The sequence below is a fragment of the uncultured Roseobacter sp. genome (assembly GCF_947495025.1).
Classification (GTDB): Bacteria; Pseudomonadota; Alphaproteobacteria; order Rhodobacterales; family Rhodobacteraceae; genus Roseobacter.
In genome coordinates this window covers 896,990-914,664 of the sequence record NZ_CANLXG010000001.1, presented here as the reverse complement: position 1 = coordinate 914,664, position 17,675 = coordinate 896,990, and the positions used below count along the sequence as shown (strand labels likewise).

At 59.9% G+C, this 17,675-nt stretch carries 14 protein-coding genes; 8 read left to right on the top strand and 6 right to left on the bottom strand.

Annotated elements, in window-relative coordinates; translation table 11 throughout:
- Positions 1–23 precede the first annotated feature (23 nt).
- The gene (locus tag Q0792_RS04400) at positions 24–1,520 is read left to right on the top strand and encodes an alpha/beta fold hydrolase (RefSeq protein ID WP_298836805.1); all 1,497 of its coding nucleotides are present in this window, start codon (positions 24–26) and stop codon (positions 1,518–1,520) included.
- Positions 1,521–1,527: 7 nt separating this feature from the next.
- Here the strand turns inward: Q0792_RS04400 and Q0792_RS04395 are convergent, their stop codons facing one another.
- Positions 1,528–2,556, bottom strand: a complete 1,029-nt coding sequence (locus tag Q0792_RS04395; RefSeq protein WP_298836803.1) for a LacI family DNA-binding transcriptional regulator — start codon at positions 2,554–2,556, stop codon at positions 1,528–1,530.
- A gap of 96 nt (positions 2,557–2,652) precedes the next feature.
- On the opposite strand from Q0792_RS04395, the gene Q0792_RS04390 reads away from it, so the two are divergent.
- From Q0792_RS04390 to Q0792_RS04370, 5 genes are read left to right on the top strand one after another with little or no spacing between them, the layout of a single operon-like run.
- Positions 2,653–4,164, top strand: a complete 1,512-nt coding sequence (locus Q0792_RS04390) for a tripartite tricarboxylate transporter permease (RefSeq protein ID WP_298836801.1) — start codon at positions 2,653–2,655, stop codon at positions 4,162–4,164.
- The gene (locus Q0792_RS04385) at positions 4,161–4,631 is read left to right on the top strand and encodes a tripartite tricarboxylate transporter TctB family protein (protein ID WP_298836799.1); all 471 of its coding nucleotides are present in this window, start codon (positions 4,161–4,163) and stop codon (positions 4,629–4,631) included. Before Q0792_RS04390 ends, Q0792_RS04385 begins: the two co-directional genes overlap by 4 nt.
- Before the next feature lie 39 nt (positions 4,632–4,670).
- Positions 4,671–5,639, top strand: coding sequence for a tripartite tricarboxylate transporter substrate binding protein (locus Q0792_RS04380; protein WP_298836797.1), 969 nt, complete (start codon positions 4,671–4,673; stop codon positions 5,637–5,639).
- Between the two features lie 57 nt (positions 5,640–5,696).
- A complete protein-coding gene (locus tag Q0792_RS04375; RefSeq protein ID WP_298836795.1) occupies positions 5,697–7,100 on the top strand; it encodes an aldehyde dehydrogenase family protein in 1,404 nt (467 codons plus the stop codon).
- Entirely contained in the window at positions 7,097–8,584 is a 1,488-nt protein-coding gene (locus Q0792_RS04370) for a class I adenylate-forming enzyme family protein (RefSeq protein ID WP_298836793.1), read from the top strand. Before Q0792_RS04375 ends, Q0792_RS04370 begins: the two co-directional genes overlap by 4 nt.
- A 4-nt stretch (positions 8,585–8,588) precedes the next feature.
- On the opposite strand, the gene Q0792_RS04365 is transcribed toward Q0792_RS04370, so the two are convergent.
- From Q0792_RS04365 to Q0792_RS04345, 5 genes are all read right to left on the bottom strand, one after another.
- On the bottom strand, positions 8,589–9,320 hold the full coding sequence (locus Q0792_RS04365; RefSeq protein WP_298836792.1) for a cytochrome b561 domain-containing protein: 732 nt from the start codon (positions 9,318–9,320) through the stop codon (positions 8,589–8,591).
- On the bottom strand, positions 9,320–10,192 hold the full coding sequence (locus tag Q0792_RS04360) for a carbohydrate ABC transporter permease (RefSeq protein WP_298836790.1): 873 nt from the start codon (positions 10,190–10,192) through the stop codon (positions 9,320–9,322). Before Q0792_RS04360 ends, Q0792_RS04365 begins: the two co-directional genes overlap by 1 nt.
- Positions 10,192–11,109 carry a carbohydrate ABC transporter permease gene (locus Q0792_RS04355; RefSeq protein ID WP_298836788.1) on the bottom strand — a complete coding sequence of 306 codons (918 nt, stop codon included), beginning with the start codon at positions 11,107–11,109 and terminating at the stop codon, positions 10,192–10,194. Before Q0792_RS04355 ends, Q0792_RS04360 begins: the two co-directional genes overlap by 1 nt.
- Positions 11,110–11,187: 78 nt before the next feature.
- Positions 11,188–12,525, bottom strand: a complete 1,338-nt coding sequence (locus tag Q0792_RS04350; protein ID WP_298836786.1) for an extracellular solute-binding protein — start codon at positions 12,523–12,525, stop codon at positions 11,188–11,190.
- A gap of 35 nt (positions 12,526–12,560) precedes the next feature.
- The gene (locus Q0792_RS04345; RefSeq protein WP_298836784.1) at positions 12,561–13,643 is read right to left on the bottom strand and encodes an ABC transporter ATP-binding protein; all 1,083 of its coding nucleotides are present in this window, start codon (positions 13,641–13,643) and stop codon (positions 12,561–12,563) included.
- Between the two features lie 195 nt (positions 13,644–13,838).
- Between Q0792_RS04345 and Q0792_RS04340 the strand changes: the two genes are divergently transcribed.
- Positions 13,839–14,852, top strand: a complete 1,014-nt coding sequence (locus Q0792_RS04340) for a LacI family DNA-binding transcriptional regulator (protein WP_298836782.1) — start codon at positions 13,839–13,841, stop codon at positions 14,850–14,852.
- Positions 14,853–14,954: 102 nt separating this feature from the next.
- The gene (locus tag Q0792_RS04335; protein WP_298836780.1) at positions 14,955–17,495 is read left to right on the top strand and encodes an EAL domain-containing protein; all 2,541 of its coding nucleotides are present in this window, start codon (positions 14,955–14,957) and stop codon (positions 17,493–17,495) included.
- The last annotated feature ends 180 nt before the right edge of the window (positions 17,496–17,675 follow it).

Sequence of the window (17,675 nt, the reverse complement as noted above, 5' to 3'; positions counted from 1 at the left end):
TGTCACCTTCCCGTGGGTGCATTATGTCCCGCACTATGCAGGCGGGCAGACACATATATGCGGTTCTCTGGACCGCGCTTTTCGCAGTGGTGGCGGTTCTGGCCGTATGGAAACTGGAAAGTCACCGGGTGGGCGTGAACGTGTCGTCTGTCGCCACGCCGGGTGGGCCGGCAACGGTCTATACGGCGCAGGACACGCAGGCTCCGGGGCCGCTGGTGCTTGTGGCGCATGGGTTTGCCGGCTCCACGCAGATGATGCAGACAATCTCGCTGGATCTCGCGCGCGCGGGTTTTACCGTGGCCGCCTTTGACTTTGCTGGACACGGGCGCAGCGTGGAACTGCTGTCTCCGGACATCGGCAACATCGCTGGCACTACCCGGCAGCTGGTAGATCAGGCAGAGACTGTGCTGCGGGCCGTTCGGGAACAGACCGGAACGACCGGACCGGTCGGGCTCGTCGGGCATTCCATGGCAACCGACATCATCATCCGGCTGGCCCGTCGTGTGCCGGATGCGGCCGGGATTGTGGCTGTTTCCATGTATTCCGAAGCTGTCAGCCCGACCTTTCCGGAACGGTTGCTCATGATTTCCGGAGCCTGGGAGGCGCGTCTGCGAGAGGCCGCGCTCAACAATATGTCGATGGTGGCACCGGATGCATCCGAGGGGGAAACGCGGGGGACAGATGGCGTTCTGCGCCGGGCCGTCGCCGTTCCGGGTACTGAACATGTTGCGGTCCTGTTCAGCACCGTAACCCTTCGGGAGACGCGTAACTGGCTGGGCGCTGCGCTGTCCCATGAACCGCGGGGCCGGGTCGTGCACACCGGTCTTTGGGTTCTGGTTCTGCTGGTGTCTCTGGTTGCCGCCCTCCGGGGGGTGTCGCGGGGCCTTGGCCATACGGCTCAGGAACCGGACCCACCCGGTACGGTCCGGTACCTCTTGATACTGCTTTCAGGCGCGGTTGCTGGCACCGTTGCCGGGTTTCTGACAGATGGCAGTCTGCTGGGGATGGCCGGATTTGGCGGCCTGTTCGCCTTCATGGCGGTATGGGGTCTCGTAACGCTTGCGCTGCTCTACCGTTCCGGCATGCGTATGACCGCGCCCCCTGTGCCCGGCCTGCTGCTTCTGCTGGTGTGGGGACTTGCCGTTTTCGCCCCAGCCATGGATCGCTATGCTGCTTCCTTTGTGCCTGCCGGGCCGCGTGTTGTGCTCATGGCGCTGCTCATGCCGGCGGCAGTGGCGTTCATGCTGGCGGACCGCATTCTGCACGCCGGGGCCGCGCCCTGGCAACGTATGGTCGGGCGCATTATGCCTGTCGCCGCCCTGGCCCTTCTGATGATCGCCGGTGGTGGCGGTATCGCCCTGCTGTTTACCGTACTGCCCGTTCTTGTCCTGTTCTTTATCGTCTACGGCACGATGGGGACCTGGATCTCCCGCAGGAGTGGACCTGAGGCGGCGGGCGTCGCGCTGGGGGCCTGTCTGGCATGGGCGATAGCGGCCAGCACGCCGCTTTTCGCGGGCTGACCCTGCTTCAGACGGTGATGCGTCTGCACGTCTGACGCACATTAAGGCGGATGGCACAGTCAATCCTGATGGTCCGGACCGTATGGCCAGCAATGATCGCGGCCAGCTGCTGGCCCGCAAGGTGGCCGATTTCGCGCGCAGGCAGACGGACAGTTGTCAGGGCCGGTGTCATTTCCTCCGAACCTCTGAAATCGCCGATGCCGATGATGGAGAGGTCCTCCGGGACGCGCAGACCCAGCTCCAGCGAACGGTACAGCGCGCCCGCTGCCAGAACGTCATTGCCGCACAGCAACGCCGTAGGCCGCACCGCTCCCCGGAGCAGACCAGTAACCGCATCTTTTGCATCGCGCAGACTGTAAAGAGCTTCGGCCAGCATATCGCCACCCGGCTGAATACCGGCTGCCTGAAGGGTCCGCATCGCGCCGATATAGCGCCCACGTGCCCGGTCATTCTCCTGGCGGGGCGGGAACAGCAGCGCGATGTCGCGGTGACCGTGATCGAGCAGACACTGTGCGGCCAGCTGGCCGGCCAGGGCATTGTCCGAACCTACGCAGGACAGGCGCGAGGCGGGATCGTGGTTCCACATGGAAATGGCCGGTGTGCCGTTGCTTTCCAGCAACTGGTAGGTTTCTTCTGAATGATCCTGACCGATCAGAGCGACACCATCCACGCGGTGCTCCAGAAATTTCCGCACCACGGCATATTCCTTTTCCAGATCATAACCGTGGCTCGCCACAAGGATCAGAAACCCCTGTTCCTCGACCGACTGAGAAAAGGAATGGATCAGTTCGGCAAAGATCGTGTGGTCAATTGTCGGCACGACCAGGCCGATCGTTCCGCTGCGGATACCGTGCATCGTCTGTGCGGCGCGGTTGCGGATATACCCGAGTTCACGGACCGCGCGATCAATCTTTTTGCGAGTCGCGGGTTTGACCTGGTCGGGGTGATTGAAACTGCGTGAAACCGTGGAAATCGATACGCCGGATCGCCTGGCAACTGCGAATATATCAACTTTTTTCGGTTTATCTTCAGGCATATGAGGGGTGTTTTTCAGCGCTTTATGAAAACATTTGCAAAACTATTTTCATTGCTTACGGTTTTGAGTCAAGAGCGGGCATCCGCGGGGGGCGCAGTGGAATTCATCTTTTACTTCGGGGACGTTTTCACGCCTGTGAATTTTGGCCTGCTGTTGCTCGGCACCATCGGCGGGCTGATCCTGGGGGCAACACCCGGGCTGTCACCGACAATGGCCGTGGCACTTCTTATCCCGTTTACGTTTCAGCTGGAAGCGGCGCAGGGTCTGATCCTTCTGGGCGCGGCCTATACCTCGACAGTCGCCGGAGGCGCGGTTTCCGCAATCCTGCTGAAAATTCCCGGCGCTCCGGCCAATATCGCCACGACCCTTGACGGCCACGCCATGGCGCAGAAAGGGGAAGGTGCCCGCGCTTTGCAGCTGTCCTTTCTGGCCTCTGCTGTGGGTGGTATTTTCGGGGTGCTCCTCCTGATTTTTCTGACACCGGTGCTTGCGCGCTGGGCGCTGGCCTTCGGGCCAAGCCACCTCTTCTGGCTGGCCATTCTGGGCGTCACCGTGATCGGCTCGCTTGATTCGCGGTCGGTGGTCAAAGGGCTGCTGTCGGGCTGCATCGGTCTGTGGCTCGCGACGATCGGGTTCGATGATATCATGGGCGCTCAGAGGTTCATCTTTCACCCCTCGCTGGGGGGCGGGATCAACATCATCGCGGCCCTGATCGGGCTGTTTGCCATTCCGCAGGTGATCACGATGTTTGCGCGTGGGCGCCGGCAGGACGGTGCCGAAGTCATGAGGGTGCAGAAGCACCCCATTGGCGCGGCAGTCTCGGAGCTTCTGCGCAACCGCCGGGCTGTGGGGATCGGTACCATGACCGGTTCTGTCATCGGCCTGATCCCGGGCGTCGGCGGACAGATCGCCGGGCTTGTCGCCTATGACCAGTCCAGAAAGTTCAGCCCGGACAGGGAAAAGTTCGGCTCAGGCCACCCTGAGGGCCTGATTGCGGCCGAATCCGCGAACAACGCGATGGTCGGCCCGTCCCTTGTGCCGCTGCTGACCCTGTCCATTCCGGGCTCGCCTACTGCGGCTGTTTTACTGGGCGGACTGCTGATCCACGGCATTTTTCCGGGCACGGACCTTTTTGACAACCACCCTGATGTGGCCTGGACATTCATCAACTCGATGCTGATTGGTCAGGTGCTGATGTGCATCTTTGGTCTTTATGTAGCCGGTCTGGCCGCCAGAGTGGCACAGGTGCCGCAAAGCGTCATGGCCGCGGTGGTTCTGGGACTGGCCGTCTTTGGCAGCTATTCGGTTCAGTCCAGTATGGGGGACGTCTATGTCATGGCCGGACTGGGCGTGATGATGTATTTCCTCGAACGTTTCGGTTTCTCGGCGGCACCCCTGGTTCTGGGCCTCATTCTGGGCCCGATCGCCGAAGCGAACTTTATCCAGGGCAGCATGATCGCAAATGCGACTGATGGTGTGATGCCATATTTCTTCGGCGGATCGCTGAATATCTTCCTGATCGCCGTGGTTATTGCCTCGGTCTTTTATTCGGCGTGGATGGAACTGCGCAGCCGCCGCTACACCTCGAAAGAGGAGATCATGGCATGAGCGAAATGAGCCTGCCGCGTGTTCAGCACATTATCGGCTCGGGTATTGTGGCCGCTGTCGGGATCTGGGTGACATATGTCAGCTACACGCAGCAACCGTCCGAGGCATTTCTGTTTCCAAGGCTGATTTCGACGGTTTTTGTCGTGCTCGCCCTCTGGACGTTCTTCAAAGCCTGTCTGGGCCGGACGAGGGTAGGCAACGGGATCAGCGCGCGCCAGCTGACCAACCTGCTGCCGGGACTGGTCATTGCGCTGGTCTATATCTTCTGGGCGGCCAGAGGGCTGGGGTTCTACACTGCCACGGCAATCGCCTTTTTCATTCTGCTGAGCCTCTACGATCCCGCCCCGCACGGGCTGGTGAAGTCGTGGGTAAAGCGTGTCATCATCACGGCCTGTTTCATGGCCGTTATGTACGGTCTCTTTGCGGTGTTGCTCAAGGTATACACCCCGCGGGAGATCCTTTTCTGAACCGCGCAAAGCGGCAGAATTCTGATGGGAGGAAGAAACATGAAGAAACTACTGGCAGGGGCTGCAATCGCCCTCGCGGGTCTCTCGACCACAGCGGTCGCGGATGGCCACGCCAATTACCCGGAGCGGCCGATCATGATGATGGTCAGCTATGGCGCCGGGGGCGCTACGGACTTTCAGGCCCGTATCGTCACCATGACGGCAGGAAACGAGGATGCTCTTGGTATGCCCATTGCGATCCTCAACAAACCCGGTGCGGGGGGGCGTGTCGGCTGGAACTGGCTGGCGTCCCAGGCGGACGCGGATGGCTACACACTGGGTGCCTACAACATCCCGCATTTCATCGCGCAGTCGATCAAGGGGGGCGTCGAATATTCGGCTGACAGTTTTGAGCCGATAGCCAACTGGGGGGCGGATCCCGCCGTTCTGGTTGTGGGTGCCGACAGTGAATTCAACACTCTCCAGGATGTGGTTGATTTTGCCTCTGCCAATCCGGGGAAGCTGACAACTTCGGGTGCCGGGCTGTTTGTGGGACACCATATTGCGGCGCTGCAGATGGAAAAGGCGGGCGGCTTTTCGATGGCATATATTCCGACGAAAGGCGGTGGCGCAGCGGCAATGAAAGCCGTGATTGCCGGCGAAGTAATGGCCGGCATCAACAACCTCAGCGACGCATTCCGTGCGCGTGAAGCGGGCAATGTGAAAATTCTGGCCGTTGCCGACCTTGAACGCAACGCGTTCCTGCCGGATGTACCGACGATGAAAGAAAGCGGACTGGACGTCGATAATTCCTCGGTAAACTTCCGCGGGATCATGGTGCCCAAAGGCACGCCCCAGGGTGTGATCGACAAACTGGCGGAAACCGTACCGGCGATGTTCGAAAACACGCGGGTTGCGGGCAAAATGAAAGCGGGCGGCTCGCCCATGCATATCATGACACGCGACGAGGTGCTTGAGATGTGGGCGGCACGCGAAGTAACGCTCCGGGAACTACTCGCCGGCCTCTGATCCGGCAATGCCCCATCCCGGTGTCCGGGGTGGGGTCTGCACAACAGGAATGATACAATGAACGCTCCGGATGACCTTGCCGAAACGGACCTTGTGGTGGCGCGCGCGCGCGCAGCACAGAAGGATTACGAGGCGAACGGTTCTCAGCAAAGGTATGACAGAGCCGCACTCGCCGCCGCGTGGGCAATCATGGAGCCAGAACGCAACAGACGTCTGGCGGAGCTGTCTGTTGAGACAACCGGGCTTGGGAATGTGCCCGACAAGATTATGAAAAATCACAGGAAAACACTCGGGCTGATGCGGGATATCGCGGGTCAGAAAACCTGGGGCGTGATCAGCGAAGATGACGCGACCGGGATAACCCGGATTGCGCGGGCCATGGGTGTGATCGGGGCTGTGGTCCCCTCGACCAACCCGGCGGCGACGCCGGCCAATAATATCATCAACGCGCTGAAGTGCGGGAATTCGATTGTCCTGTCGCCGTCCCCCAAAGGGGTGCCGGCCTGCGTTGCGCTGCTGGACTGTGTGCACCGCGAGTTCCAGAAAATCGGCGAGGACTGCAACCTTGTTCAGATGATACCGGGTCAGGGCAGCAAAGAGAAAACCCAGCGCCTTCTGGAAACGGCGGATCTGATCGTGGTGACGGGATCACAGAATAACGTAAAACGCGCTTATACGTCCGGGACACCGGCGCTGGCGGTCGGGGCCGGCAACGTGACAGTCATCGTGGATGAGACCTGCGATCTCGACGCTGCTGCGGAAAAAATCCGCGCCTCCAAGACCTTCGACAATGCGACGTCCTGCTCGTCAGAGAACGCGCTGATTGTGGTCGATGCGGTTTATGATGATTTTGTCGCTGCGATGGCCCGCGCAGGCGGGGCCGTCGTGCACAATGAGGCGCGGGTTGTCGACGCTCTGTGGCCCGGCGGCCATCTGAACCGGGATGTGATCGCACAGGACGCAGACCGGATGCTTGCCGCTCTGGGCATAACAGACGACGTGCCCGCAGGAACGGAATATATCGCCGTCGAAACCACTGGCATAGGTCCGCAGCATCCCCTTTCGGGGGAAAAACTGTCCCGCGTCGCCGCGCTTTACCGTGCGGCGCATTTTGAGGATGCGGTGGCGCTGGCTGGCCGCATTCTTGCATACCAGGGGGCGGGACATTCGGTCGGACTGCACACCAGCGTGCATGACCGCGCGATTGTTCTGGGACGTGCCGTGCCCACCTGCCGTGTCATCGTCAATCAGGCGCATTGCTTTGCCACGGGCGGGGCATTCAACAACGGCATGCCGTTCTCACTGTCGATGGGGTGCGGGTCGTGGGGTGGAAACTCCATTGATGACAATCTGCACTGGCGGCACTTTATGCAGACGACAAAGATCGTGCGTGAGATCCCGGCCGATGAACCGGACCTCGAAGACATTTTCGGCGATTACTGGGATGCAGCGGGCAGATGAAAGCTGACCGCCATACACCTCCTGGCGGTACTGTGCGCGACTGGCTGGATCACCGCGCGTCGGGTGACAGGACAGCATTTGTTTTCACTGATGATAACGCGCCGCTCAGCTGGCCGGACCTTGTCGCAGCCGCCCGCCACATTGCGCTGGCGCTGACAGCTGCCGGGACACGGCGCGGCGAGAGTGTCGCGATCCTTCACCCCAACGGACGTGCGGGTGTTCTGGCGTTCTTTGGCGCCGTTTACGGCGGCTTTCGCGCCACCATGATCAACCTCGCAGCCGGAAACGACGCAATCGCATACGCGCTGGAGCATTGTGAGGCGCGGGTCGCGCTTGTCCACGACAGCGTTGCCGGGGTATTTGAGGCGACACGCCCCGCGCATATGACGCGTTTTCAGGTTCCGGAAACGTCACCTGATGCCGAACTGCACGCGGTGTCGCCCGGTGATCATGCGCTTCTGATGTATACCTCTGGTACGACGGGCCGGCCAAAGGGGGTGGTGCACACCCAGTCGAGCCTGCTGGCAGGGGGGTGGACCGCAACGGTTGCACATGATCTTTCACCTGCCGATCGCGGTTTCTGCGTTCTGCCGATCTGCCACATCAACGGGTTGTGCGTCTCCTTGATGGGTGCGCTTGTGTCCGGCGGGTCGGTTGCCATGTGCCCGAAGTTCTCCGCCAGCCGGTTCTGGGAGCAGGTGGCCGAGACAGGGGCAACCTGGTTTTCGGTGGTCCCCACGATCATTTCCCATCTGCTGCACAGCGAAACCCTTCCGGACGATGGCACCCGTACCCGGCTGAGGTTTGCGCGCTCGGCTTCCTCGGCGCTTGCACCGGATGTGCAGACTGCTTTCGAAGAGCGCTTCGGTGTCCCGGTCATTGAAACCATGGGGCTGACAGAAACGGCGGCCCAGATCCTGTCCAATCCCTTGCCCCCGGCCGAGCGCCGTATCGGATCGCCTGGCATTGCCTGGGGCAACGACGTGTCGGTTCTGACCCCGCAGATGGCTGAATGCGCACCCGGAGAGGAGGGCGAGATCGTTGTCCGCGGCCCCAGTGTCATGCTGGAGTATCTCAAGAACCCCGAGGCAACCTCGCAGACGTTCTACGGTGACTGGCTGCGTACGGGCGATCTGGGACGCAGGGATGCAGACGGTTATCTGTTTGTGACCGGTCGTCTGAAAGAGCTGATTATCAAGGGCGGTGAAAACATCGCGCCCCGCGAGATCGACGAAGCGCTTTATTCACATGGCGATGTTATAGAGGCGGCTGCTTTCGCGCGTCCCTGCAAGACTTACGGAGAACGCGTCGAGGCAGCAGTGCGCGTGCGGGACGGCTCCGGGCTGTCTGATGGCGAGCTGATCAGGATCTGCATCGAAAAACTGGGCAGGTTCAAGGCACCTGAGCGCATCCATTTTCTGTCCGAACTGCCCAAAGGACCCTCGGGCAAGATACAGCGTCTCAGGCTTGCTGATCTGATCTGACAGATCAGGCAGAGCCGGGCATGTCGTTGTTTTTCGACCGGCGTGACACCCCGAGGCCGATCGGCTTGCGCTGGTTTCCGGGCAGGCGCGGATCCGGCCCCCAGATCGCCTGATAGGTGTCGACCGCCATGCCGCGCCTTTGCAGAAACACCGATACCAGCAGAAGCGCTGCCCACCAGAGCACGAGGCTCAGCCACATCCAGTTTGGCGCATTAGCCTGCCATAACCCGGTCAGGATGGCCGCAACAGCAAAGGCAAGTGCCACGTAACCTGCTGATTTATGTATGTATTCAAAGATGAGACGGCGCGGTGTCATATCGAAATGATCGCCCCGCAGCGTGCCGTCCGGTGAAGGGTCAGTCGGGCCGCCCTTGGTGCCGCGCAGGATGCCGCCGGTGATCTGAACCAAAGCCAGAGCCAGGGCCGCCCAGCCGATCAGTGAATGCGGTCCGGGTCGGAACGTGATCGTGCCTGCGTTCAGGATAAGCCACAGGCCGACGATCATCAGCGCACATGCGGTATACTGGCAGATACGGTGCGTGTTCCACCAGACGTGGTTGTCCAGCGCACGGGGCCAGTCCTGACCGGGCAGAACCTTGAAATAGCGGGCAACAAAGATGCCAAAAGGGACCAGAACACCCCATGCCAGCACCATGGACCGTGCATGCCAGCTCAGATAGCCACCCACGTCATGGGCCACGGCAGGGTCCACAGGTGCAAGCAGCCACTCCAGCATCAGCCCTTGACCGCTCCTGCGGTCATACCCGTGATGATCTGACGCGAGGCCACAAAGGTAAAGATGATCGGCGGGATGGCCAGCAGCATGCCGGTCGCCATGATCACGCCCCAGTCGATGTCAAACTCGGTCATGGAGTTCACGATTGTCACGGGTACAGTCCGGGAATTCCGGTCGGCCAGCGCATTGGCCAGCAGAAACTCGTTCCAGGCGACGCGGAAGGTAAAGATCGCCGCAGCAGCAAGGCCCGGTTTGATCAGCGGCAGGACGACCAGAAAGAACACACCAAAGGGACCCGCGCCATCCATGCGGGCGGCTTCCTCCAGCTGGATCGGGACCTGAACGATAAAGCTCTGGAGGATCCAGATGACAAAGGGCAGGTTCATCGCGACATAGACCAAGATAATACCCGCCCGTGTCCCGTCGATCTGGAACTGGAACGTCCAGATTCCGAAGACAGGCACCAGCAGCACGGCAGGTGGCACCATGCGCATGCCAAGTGTGGCAAGCGATACCGTGTCCCGCCCCATAAAGCGGAACCGCACAAGTGCATAGGCGGCCATACAGCCGATCACCAGTGTCAGAACGGTTGAGACCAGCGCGATGATCAGCGAGTTGACCAGCGCCCGCCCGAAGGTCTTGTCGCAGTAGTCGATGTGCGGCGCCTCGTACCACAGAAAGTCGCAGAGCGCGGTTTCATAATTGCGCAGTGTGGGCATAAAGAGCAGCGACGAGGTATCCGACATGATGTCGACGTTGAGCTTGAGCGATGTCATCAGCATCATCGCAATCGGCCCGACGGACATCACCACCAGGGCGACCAGCAAGGCATAAAACGCCGGGTTCTGACGGTCATAGGTCTTGTCTGCCATTACAGATCCTCCTCGGCGGCGGCGCGCAGACGCGCGGCGCGCACCTCCATCGCCTTGTTGTAGAAGAACATGCCAAAGGTCAGGACCATCAGCAGAATGAGCAGGAAGTTCGACATGGCCGCCGCCTCGCCCAGTTCGCGGAACTCTGAGGCGGTGCGCGAGATGCGCAGCGACAGGATTTCGGTCGACAGACCCGGCCCGCCGTTGGTCAGTACCAGGATCACCTCCAGCACCTTGAAGGCGTCAATGAGGCGCAGCAGCAGTGTCACGATCAGCACAGGCAGCATCAGCGGCAGTTTGATGTAGATGACCTGCTGCCAGCCGGTGGCGCCATCAATGCGTGAGGCCTCCATCGCAGACTGGGGCAGGGACTGGAGCGCGGCCAGCGACAGGATAAAAATAAACGGGGTCCACTGCCAGACGTCGGCGATCACCACCGAGGCAAAGGCCCAGTTGCCGTCCGACAGCCATGGGACTGGGTCCAGGCCCATTGATTTCAGGGTGCGGTTAAAGATGCCGACGGTCGGGTGGTACATGTAGCGCCACATCAGACCCACAACGATGGGCGCGATCATCATCGGCAGAATAAAGAGAGTGCGCAGCAACGACATGCCGCGGATGTTCCGGTCAAGCAGCAGGGCAAGACCAACGCCAAGAAACATCTCGAGGGTCACAACGACGGCCGCGAATTTGATGGTGACCCAGAAACTTTCCAGAAAGGCAGCATCGCCCAGCAGGTTAATGTAGTTCCGAAGACCTACAAACTCGGCCTCTCCGATGCGCTGGCTGGGGTTCCAGTCCAGAAAACTGGCATAGACCATGTAGCCGATGGGGTAGAGCAGGGCGATGCCCATGATGATCGCGGCAGGGGCCAGAAAGAGATATGGCGTGAGCCTGTTGACGTTTGCGGTCTGCATGTCACGGGTCCATCGGTGCAGGGTGGGGGTGCCGGGCCGCAGATTTTACGGCCCGGCGGGGCTCCTGGGAGGGAGAGCTTACTGCCAGGTGTAGTACCCGGCCTCATCCATGATGGCGCGGGCACGTTCGGCCACACCGTTCAGCGCTTCCTGCGGTTCCAGACCCTCGGTCAGCACCTGGCTCATAGTTGTCCCGATGTCGGCATTGATCTTGCCCCATGTGGGGATGATCGGACGCCAGTCGGGGTCAGCGTACTTCAGCGCTTCGCCAAAGGTCGCGGAGTATGGGTATTTGGCGTTCAGCTCTGCGTTCTCATAGGTAGAGAAGCGCGAGGGGTTACCACCCGCCATCGCCACCATCAGATCACCCTTTTTCGAGGTCAGCCACTGCATCAGCAGGAAAGCGGCCTCTTTGTTCTGGGCGTTTTTCGGGATGGCGATGCCGAAACCACCGGTCTGGCTGCCGCGGCGGACACCTTCGGGGTGCAGCGCGTAACCGACCTTGCCGGCAACCTTGGATTTGCTCGGGTCCTCAAACCCCGCAGCAAAGGCAATGCTGTCCATGAACATCGCGGCCTGACCCTGGCTGAAGGCAGCGGCGGCTTCGGCGGGACCGAATGTCTGGCTGCCTTCGGGGCCACAGTCCACGATGGTTTTCAGAGCGTTTGCAGCTGCAACACCGGCTTCATTGTTGATGATCGGCTCCCAGCTGTCGTCGAATACCCGGCCGCCCAGCGGGGCAAGGTGCAGCAGGAATGCGTGGCTCGCCTGGTGGCCGGATGCCGCGCGGGAGGCCATGCCGCCCATGCCTGGCTCAACTTCCGGGATTTTGCAGGCCGCGTCCAGCAGGTCATCGTAGCTTTCCGGCACGCCGATGCCGTGCTTTTCAAAGATGTCCTTGCGGTAAGCGAGAACGGATGTCTCGGAGCCGAAAGGAATGCCGTAGGCCGAGCCCAGCTGCCCTGGCAGATAACCTTTCTGACCACCGGCGACGCCGATGTTCTCAACGTAACCCGAGATCAGGTCGGCCTGGTCATAGTTGGGATCCGCCAGAGCGGGGTTCATGAAGTATTTGGCCAGGTTTTCCAGCTGATCCGCATAGATGTAGTCCGCCTTGGAGAAGACCACATAGGCGATCATGTCATAGTCGCCTTCGCTCTTGGTCAGCTCCAGCGTCTGGCGCTCGCGCATCTTGAGATACTGCAGCTGGTCAACTTCGACCTCGATGCCGGTCTCTTTGGTGAACTCCGGGATCACCTTCATCATGGCGTTATAGTGGGGGTGTGCGGGCACGTTGATCACAAGCGTGGTGCCCGCGTAGGGCGCATAAGGCCCGCCATGCCCGTCAGCCAGCGCCATGCCGGCCATTGAAACGGAAACGGCTGTCCCCGTCAGGATTGATTTGAGTGATAGCATTCGTCAGTCCTCCCTGATGCTGTTCTTTTGATGTGTCAGAGCCTGAGCCCCGACGTCTTGTCGAAAATCATGAGTTCGTCCGTGAGGACGCCAAAAGTCTGGGTCCCGCCTGATCTGACTGGGGCGGCACTCTGGGTCTCGACCAGCACGTCCGTCCCGCCGCAACGTGTGACAAGAACAGACTGTGCGCCGAGGTATTCTGAAACCACGACGCGCAGCTCTATCGGAGCGCCAAGAGTGACATCCGTTGAAAAGCTCGACGGGCGCAGTCCCAGCGTAATATTGCGGTCCGGCGCATTTTTCGCTCGTGCACTGATCTCGGCATCCAGCGGCAGGTGAAACCCGTCGCCGCGAACCCACACAGCGCCCTGTTCTTCGACCAGTTCGCCGTCCAGGAAATTCATTGTGGGGGAGCCGATAAAGCCTGCCACAAACCGGTTTCGCGGCGATTTAAACAGTTCCTCGGGCGATCCCTGCTGCTGGATCAGCCCGTCGCTCATCACGACAATCCGGTCGCCCAGCGTCATTGCCTCGACCTGGTCATGGGTCACATAGACCATGTTTTTGTCGATCGTATCGCGCATCTCGGCCAGTTCGGCGCGCATTTTACCGCGCAGTTTGGCGTCCAGATTGGAAAGCGGTTCGTCAAAGAGAAAAGTACCGGCATCCCGGACCAGTGCGCGGCCCATCGCAACGCGCTGACGCTGGCCGCCTGACAGTTCGGCCGGCTTGCGGTCAAGCAGATGCGCGATGTTCAGCATTTCAGCGACACGCTGAACTTTTTCGTCAATCTCACCCTTCGGAACCCGCGCCAGCCGCAGGGCAAAGGACATGTTTCTGGCAATGTTCATATGCGGATAAAGCGCATAGTCCTGAAACACCATGGCCAGGTCCCGTTCCTTGGGGTCCAGCCGGCTTATCGGCCGCTCATCAAAGTAAATCTCGCCGCCCGAAAGCGTCTCAAGGCCCGCGAGCATGCGCAGCGTTGTGGATTTGCCGCATCCCGACGGACCGACGAGAACTGTAAATTCGCCGTCATCCAGTTCCAGATCAAACGGTGGCAGGACCTCGGTTGCGCCATAGCTTTTGGCGACCTGATCGAACACAATTCTGGGCACGTCGTTCTCCCCCCGGTGCGCATCACCGGCGCCAGGATGTTCAGGCCCGCCGGTCTCTGCAGAGTGCATGCCGGTGGCAAATTCGGGAAGGACAAAAACTGAAAACTACGTTAACGTTAACGTAAACGATACCTCAGGTATCTGATTGTACTCGCAAAAATGAAGCAGACAGGTGCCGTTATGAAAGGAGAGCCGATGCCGCGCCGCAAAGGGCCCACGAAAATAGAGGACGTCGCACGACGGGCCGGGGTCAGTGTGATGAGCGTCTCCCGCGCTATCCGCGGCGTTGAGGGCGTGTCTGAAAAGACCCGTGCCGATATCCTCAAAGTCGCCCGGCAGATGAAATATATGCCCAACAGTGCCGCGCGTTCACTGGTGGTTTCAAACTCTAATCTGATCGGGATATCATTGCCCACATTTGCCGGAGAGGTTTTCGCCGAGATCCTGAACGGGATGCGGCAGACATTCGACAGCGCCGGTTATTCCAGTGTGATCGATACAACCGAGTACGACCCGGAGGCCGAACTGGCCTGGGTTCGCAGGTTACTGTCCTGGCAACCCGCCGCCATCATCCTGACGGGCGTTGATCACCATCCTGAGACGCGGGAACTTCTGCGGGCCTCCCCCATTCCGGTACTGGAGATCTGGGATCATACGGATGATCCGATCGATATCTGCGTCGGGATTGATCATTTCAGAGCAGGTCGCATGATCGGAGACCACGCAGCGGAACTTGGATACCGGCGGCCTGCTTTTGTCAGCACGCCGCTGGGGCACGACAAACGCGCCGATGCCCGCCTCGAGGGCATACGCAGTGTATACCGTCCTGATGCGGGGTACAGGGTCGCAGCAGCGCGGCCACCGCTTGGGAATGCTTTTGTAACCGGTTTTGACGGGACAGCGACCCTGCTGGATCAGGACCAGCCGGATCTCATCTGCTATCTCAATGATCATATGGCCTTCGGGGGGCTGATGTGCTGTCAGGCGCGGGGATTGCGGGTGCCGGACGACATCGGCATCGTCGGGTTCAACGGGCTTGATCTTGCCAGTGTTCTGCCGATGAAGCTGACGACAATCCGTACGCTCAGACGTCTGATGGGCATTACCGGGGCACGTAATCTGCTGGCGCGCATAAATGGTGTGCCGACCGAACGCAGCAAGGTTCTGCCGCTGCAGTTTGAACCTGGCCAGACCACACGGAAACAGTAGTGTTCCGGCACTTTCGGGCGCAGAAAACCCTTAGACTTTTAAATGATAACCCGGTTTTAAGCGGCGGGCCGGTACCAGAAAGCAGGTATCGAGGACGCCGTTTTGAGTAACGCAGACCGCGAAAAGAGCCAGGAACGCGCGGCAGCATTGCTCAATGCTGTGGCGTTTCCTGCTTTTCTGGCAGATGCCGCGCTCAAAATACGCGAGGCCAACGCGGAAGCGGCCGAGGTTCTGGGGCTGCCATCGAGAAGCAACCTCCGGGGGGCCGACCTGAGATCGCTGTGCTGTCCGACCGCAGGATGCCCGTCGGAAACAGATCTGGCCGGTGTCTGGGATGGTACCTGCGGAGACTGCATTGCCCTTCTGGTGGGGCCGCCCGCGCAGCCTCCGGTGCCTTTTCGTGTGCGTGCCTACCGTGATGCGGATGAAGAAGGTCATCTCTTCCTGTTTCAGGCCCGAACAGAAGCCAGTAGCGAGACGGCAGCAGCACGGGTTATCGAACCCAAAGACGTCGTTGAGCCGGACGCCGACAGCCTGGCCGAAGGCGAATGGCGATGGCGAACTGCTGTGCACAGCGCAAATCAGGGTATCTGGGACCACGATTTCGAAAACGACCGGCACTACGTTTCGTCCGGCTGGCGTCAGCTGCGCGGCATGGGGCAGGACGCGCCCATTCCCACAAATAATGACACCTGGCTGGAGACGATACATCCTCAGGACCGGGACCATATTATCGAGGAATGGCGCAAGCTCGAAGCTGGTGAGACAGAGGTCATCAACTACAAATTCCGACAGCGGCACAGCGCCGGCCACTGGGTCTGGATCTTCAGCAATGGCATGGTTGTCCGGCGTGATGCTCAGGGCCTGCCTGCGCGGATTATCGGAACAGATACCGACATCTCGGACATCAAAGCGGGAGAAGCAGAGAGCCAGCATATGGCGCAACGGCTTGAAATCGCTATGGACGCTGCCGGAATGGGCCGCTGGGAATATGATGTCGGAGCAAAGTATGCATTCTGGGACGACCGTCTGCTGGAACTTTTCGGGTTGCCCAAAGGGCAGAACATCGTAGACGCGGATGCCTGGGCGTCGACCATCCACCCGGAAGACCGCGAGGCGGTCGACAGCCTGTCTCAGCAGTGTCTGCGCGAAGAGAGAGACATCGCCACAGATTACCGGCTTCTCCTCAAAGATGGTGCGGTACGCCATATCAGAACCCGCGGAAAATATGTCAAATCACCCGAGCGCGGGGCGCGGTATTATGGTGTCAATTTCGACGTTACAGCTGACTACGTGCGCGCACAGCAGCTCGAAGCCGCCAGAGCTGAACTGGAGTACGAAAGCCGGCACGACGCGTTGACCGGCATGGCGAACCGCCGGTATCTGGACGATTTTTTCAAGGCACTCATTGAGCAGACAAGCGCTGGCGGGGCGAGGATTGCAGTCCTGCATTTTGACATTGATCATTTCAAACAGATCAATGACACCCTCGGCCATGACGCGGGGGATGCCACGCTGCGTCATGCGGCACAACTGTTGCAACGACTGTTGCCGGAGAATGCGCTGGTCGCACGCGTTGGTGGGGACGAATTCGTCGCGCTGGTGCCCGACGCGCCCGACGATGATCAGCTCAGCCAGACGGCCGACAGGATCATCGCGGAAATGGCAAAGCCTTATATTTACCAGTCACAGCAGTGCAACATCGGGACGAGTATCGGCATCGCAGTGTCTGAGACCGGCCAGTCTCTTGGCCATTCATTGTTTATTGATGCTGACATTGCGCTTTATCAGGCCAAAAAAGCGGGCAGGGGCCGCCGGAGGTTCTTTGACACGGCCATGCGTGAGGAAGCAAAAAGACGTAAGAATTCCTTTGACGCGTTGCTGGCCGGATTTGATCAGGGTGAGATCACCTGTCACTACCAGCCCCAGTTTGATGCAAGGACACTGGAGGTAACCGGCCTTGAAGCGCTTGTTCGATGGGAAAGTTCTGAATTCGGCCTGCTGATGCCGGACGAGTTCCTTGGAATGGCGGAAGACATGGGGCTTGTGTCTCAGTTCGATGAGCTGGTTCTCAACAAAGCGCTTGAGGATATCGCTCAGTGGGAGGCTGCGGGGACCCTCGTGCCAAAGGTGTCGGTGAATGTGTCCGCTCACAGACTGAACGATCCGTCTCTCGGGGATCGCATCAGCAAACTTGATGTCCCGCGTGGACGGTTGTCTTTTGAGTTGCTGGAATCTGCCTTTCTCGACTCCAAAAACGATGTGATCGAGCAGAACCTGCGTCTGATAGAGCAGATGGGAATTGATATCGAAATCGATGATTTCGGGAGTGGTCACGCATCGATTGTCAGTCTGCTGCAGATCGCGCCCAGAAAACTGAAAATCGACCGCTTGCTGGTCCAGCCTATTGTGGATTCTGATCGCCAGCGGGCTCTTGTCGAAACCATCATCCAGATCGGGCGAATGCTGGAGATAGAAGTGGTGGCCGAGGGCGTTGAAACAGACAGGCATGTGTCGATCCTTCAGCGCCTCGGCTGCGGGTATCTTCAGGGATACGCGCTGGCCTATCCGATGAGCGCGCAGAAAACAGGGGCTTTTCTGCTGGAGAGACAGGACCCCGACGCACAGGCCGTTCGGGCATGACACCCTGAAATATAGCGAAATCTGTGAGTTATGCGCCGGATCCGACGGGAGGCGCAGGAAAAATACTTTGGCCTTGCCGGGTCCTGACCTTCAGCGCTTTCCAGCGCCACCCTTGTCAACCTGACAGGTCTGGCGAAAAATCGGGCTACTTTTTTGCTCAACCAGACTTTGCTCAGGTCC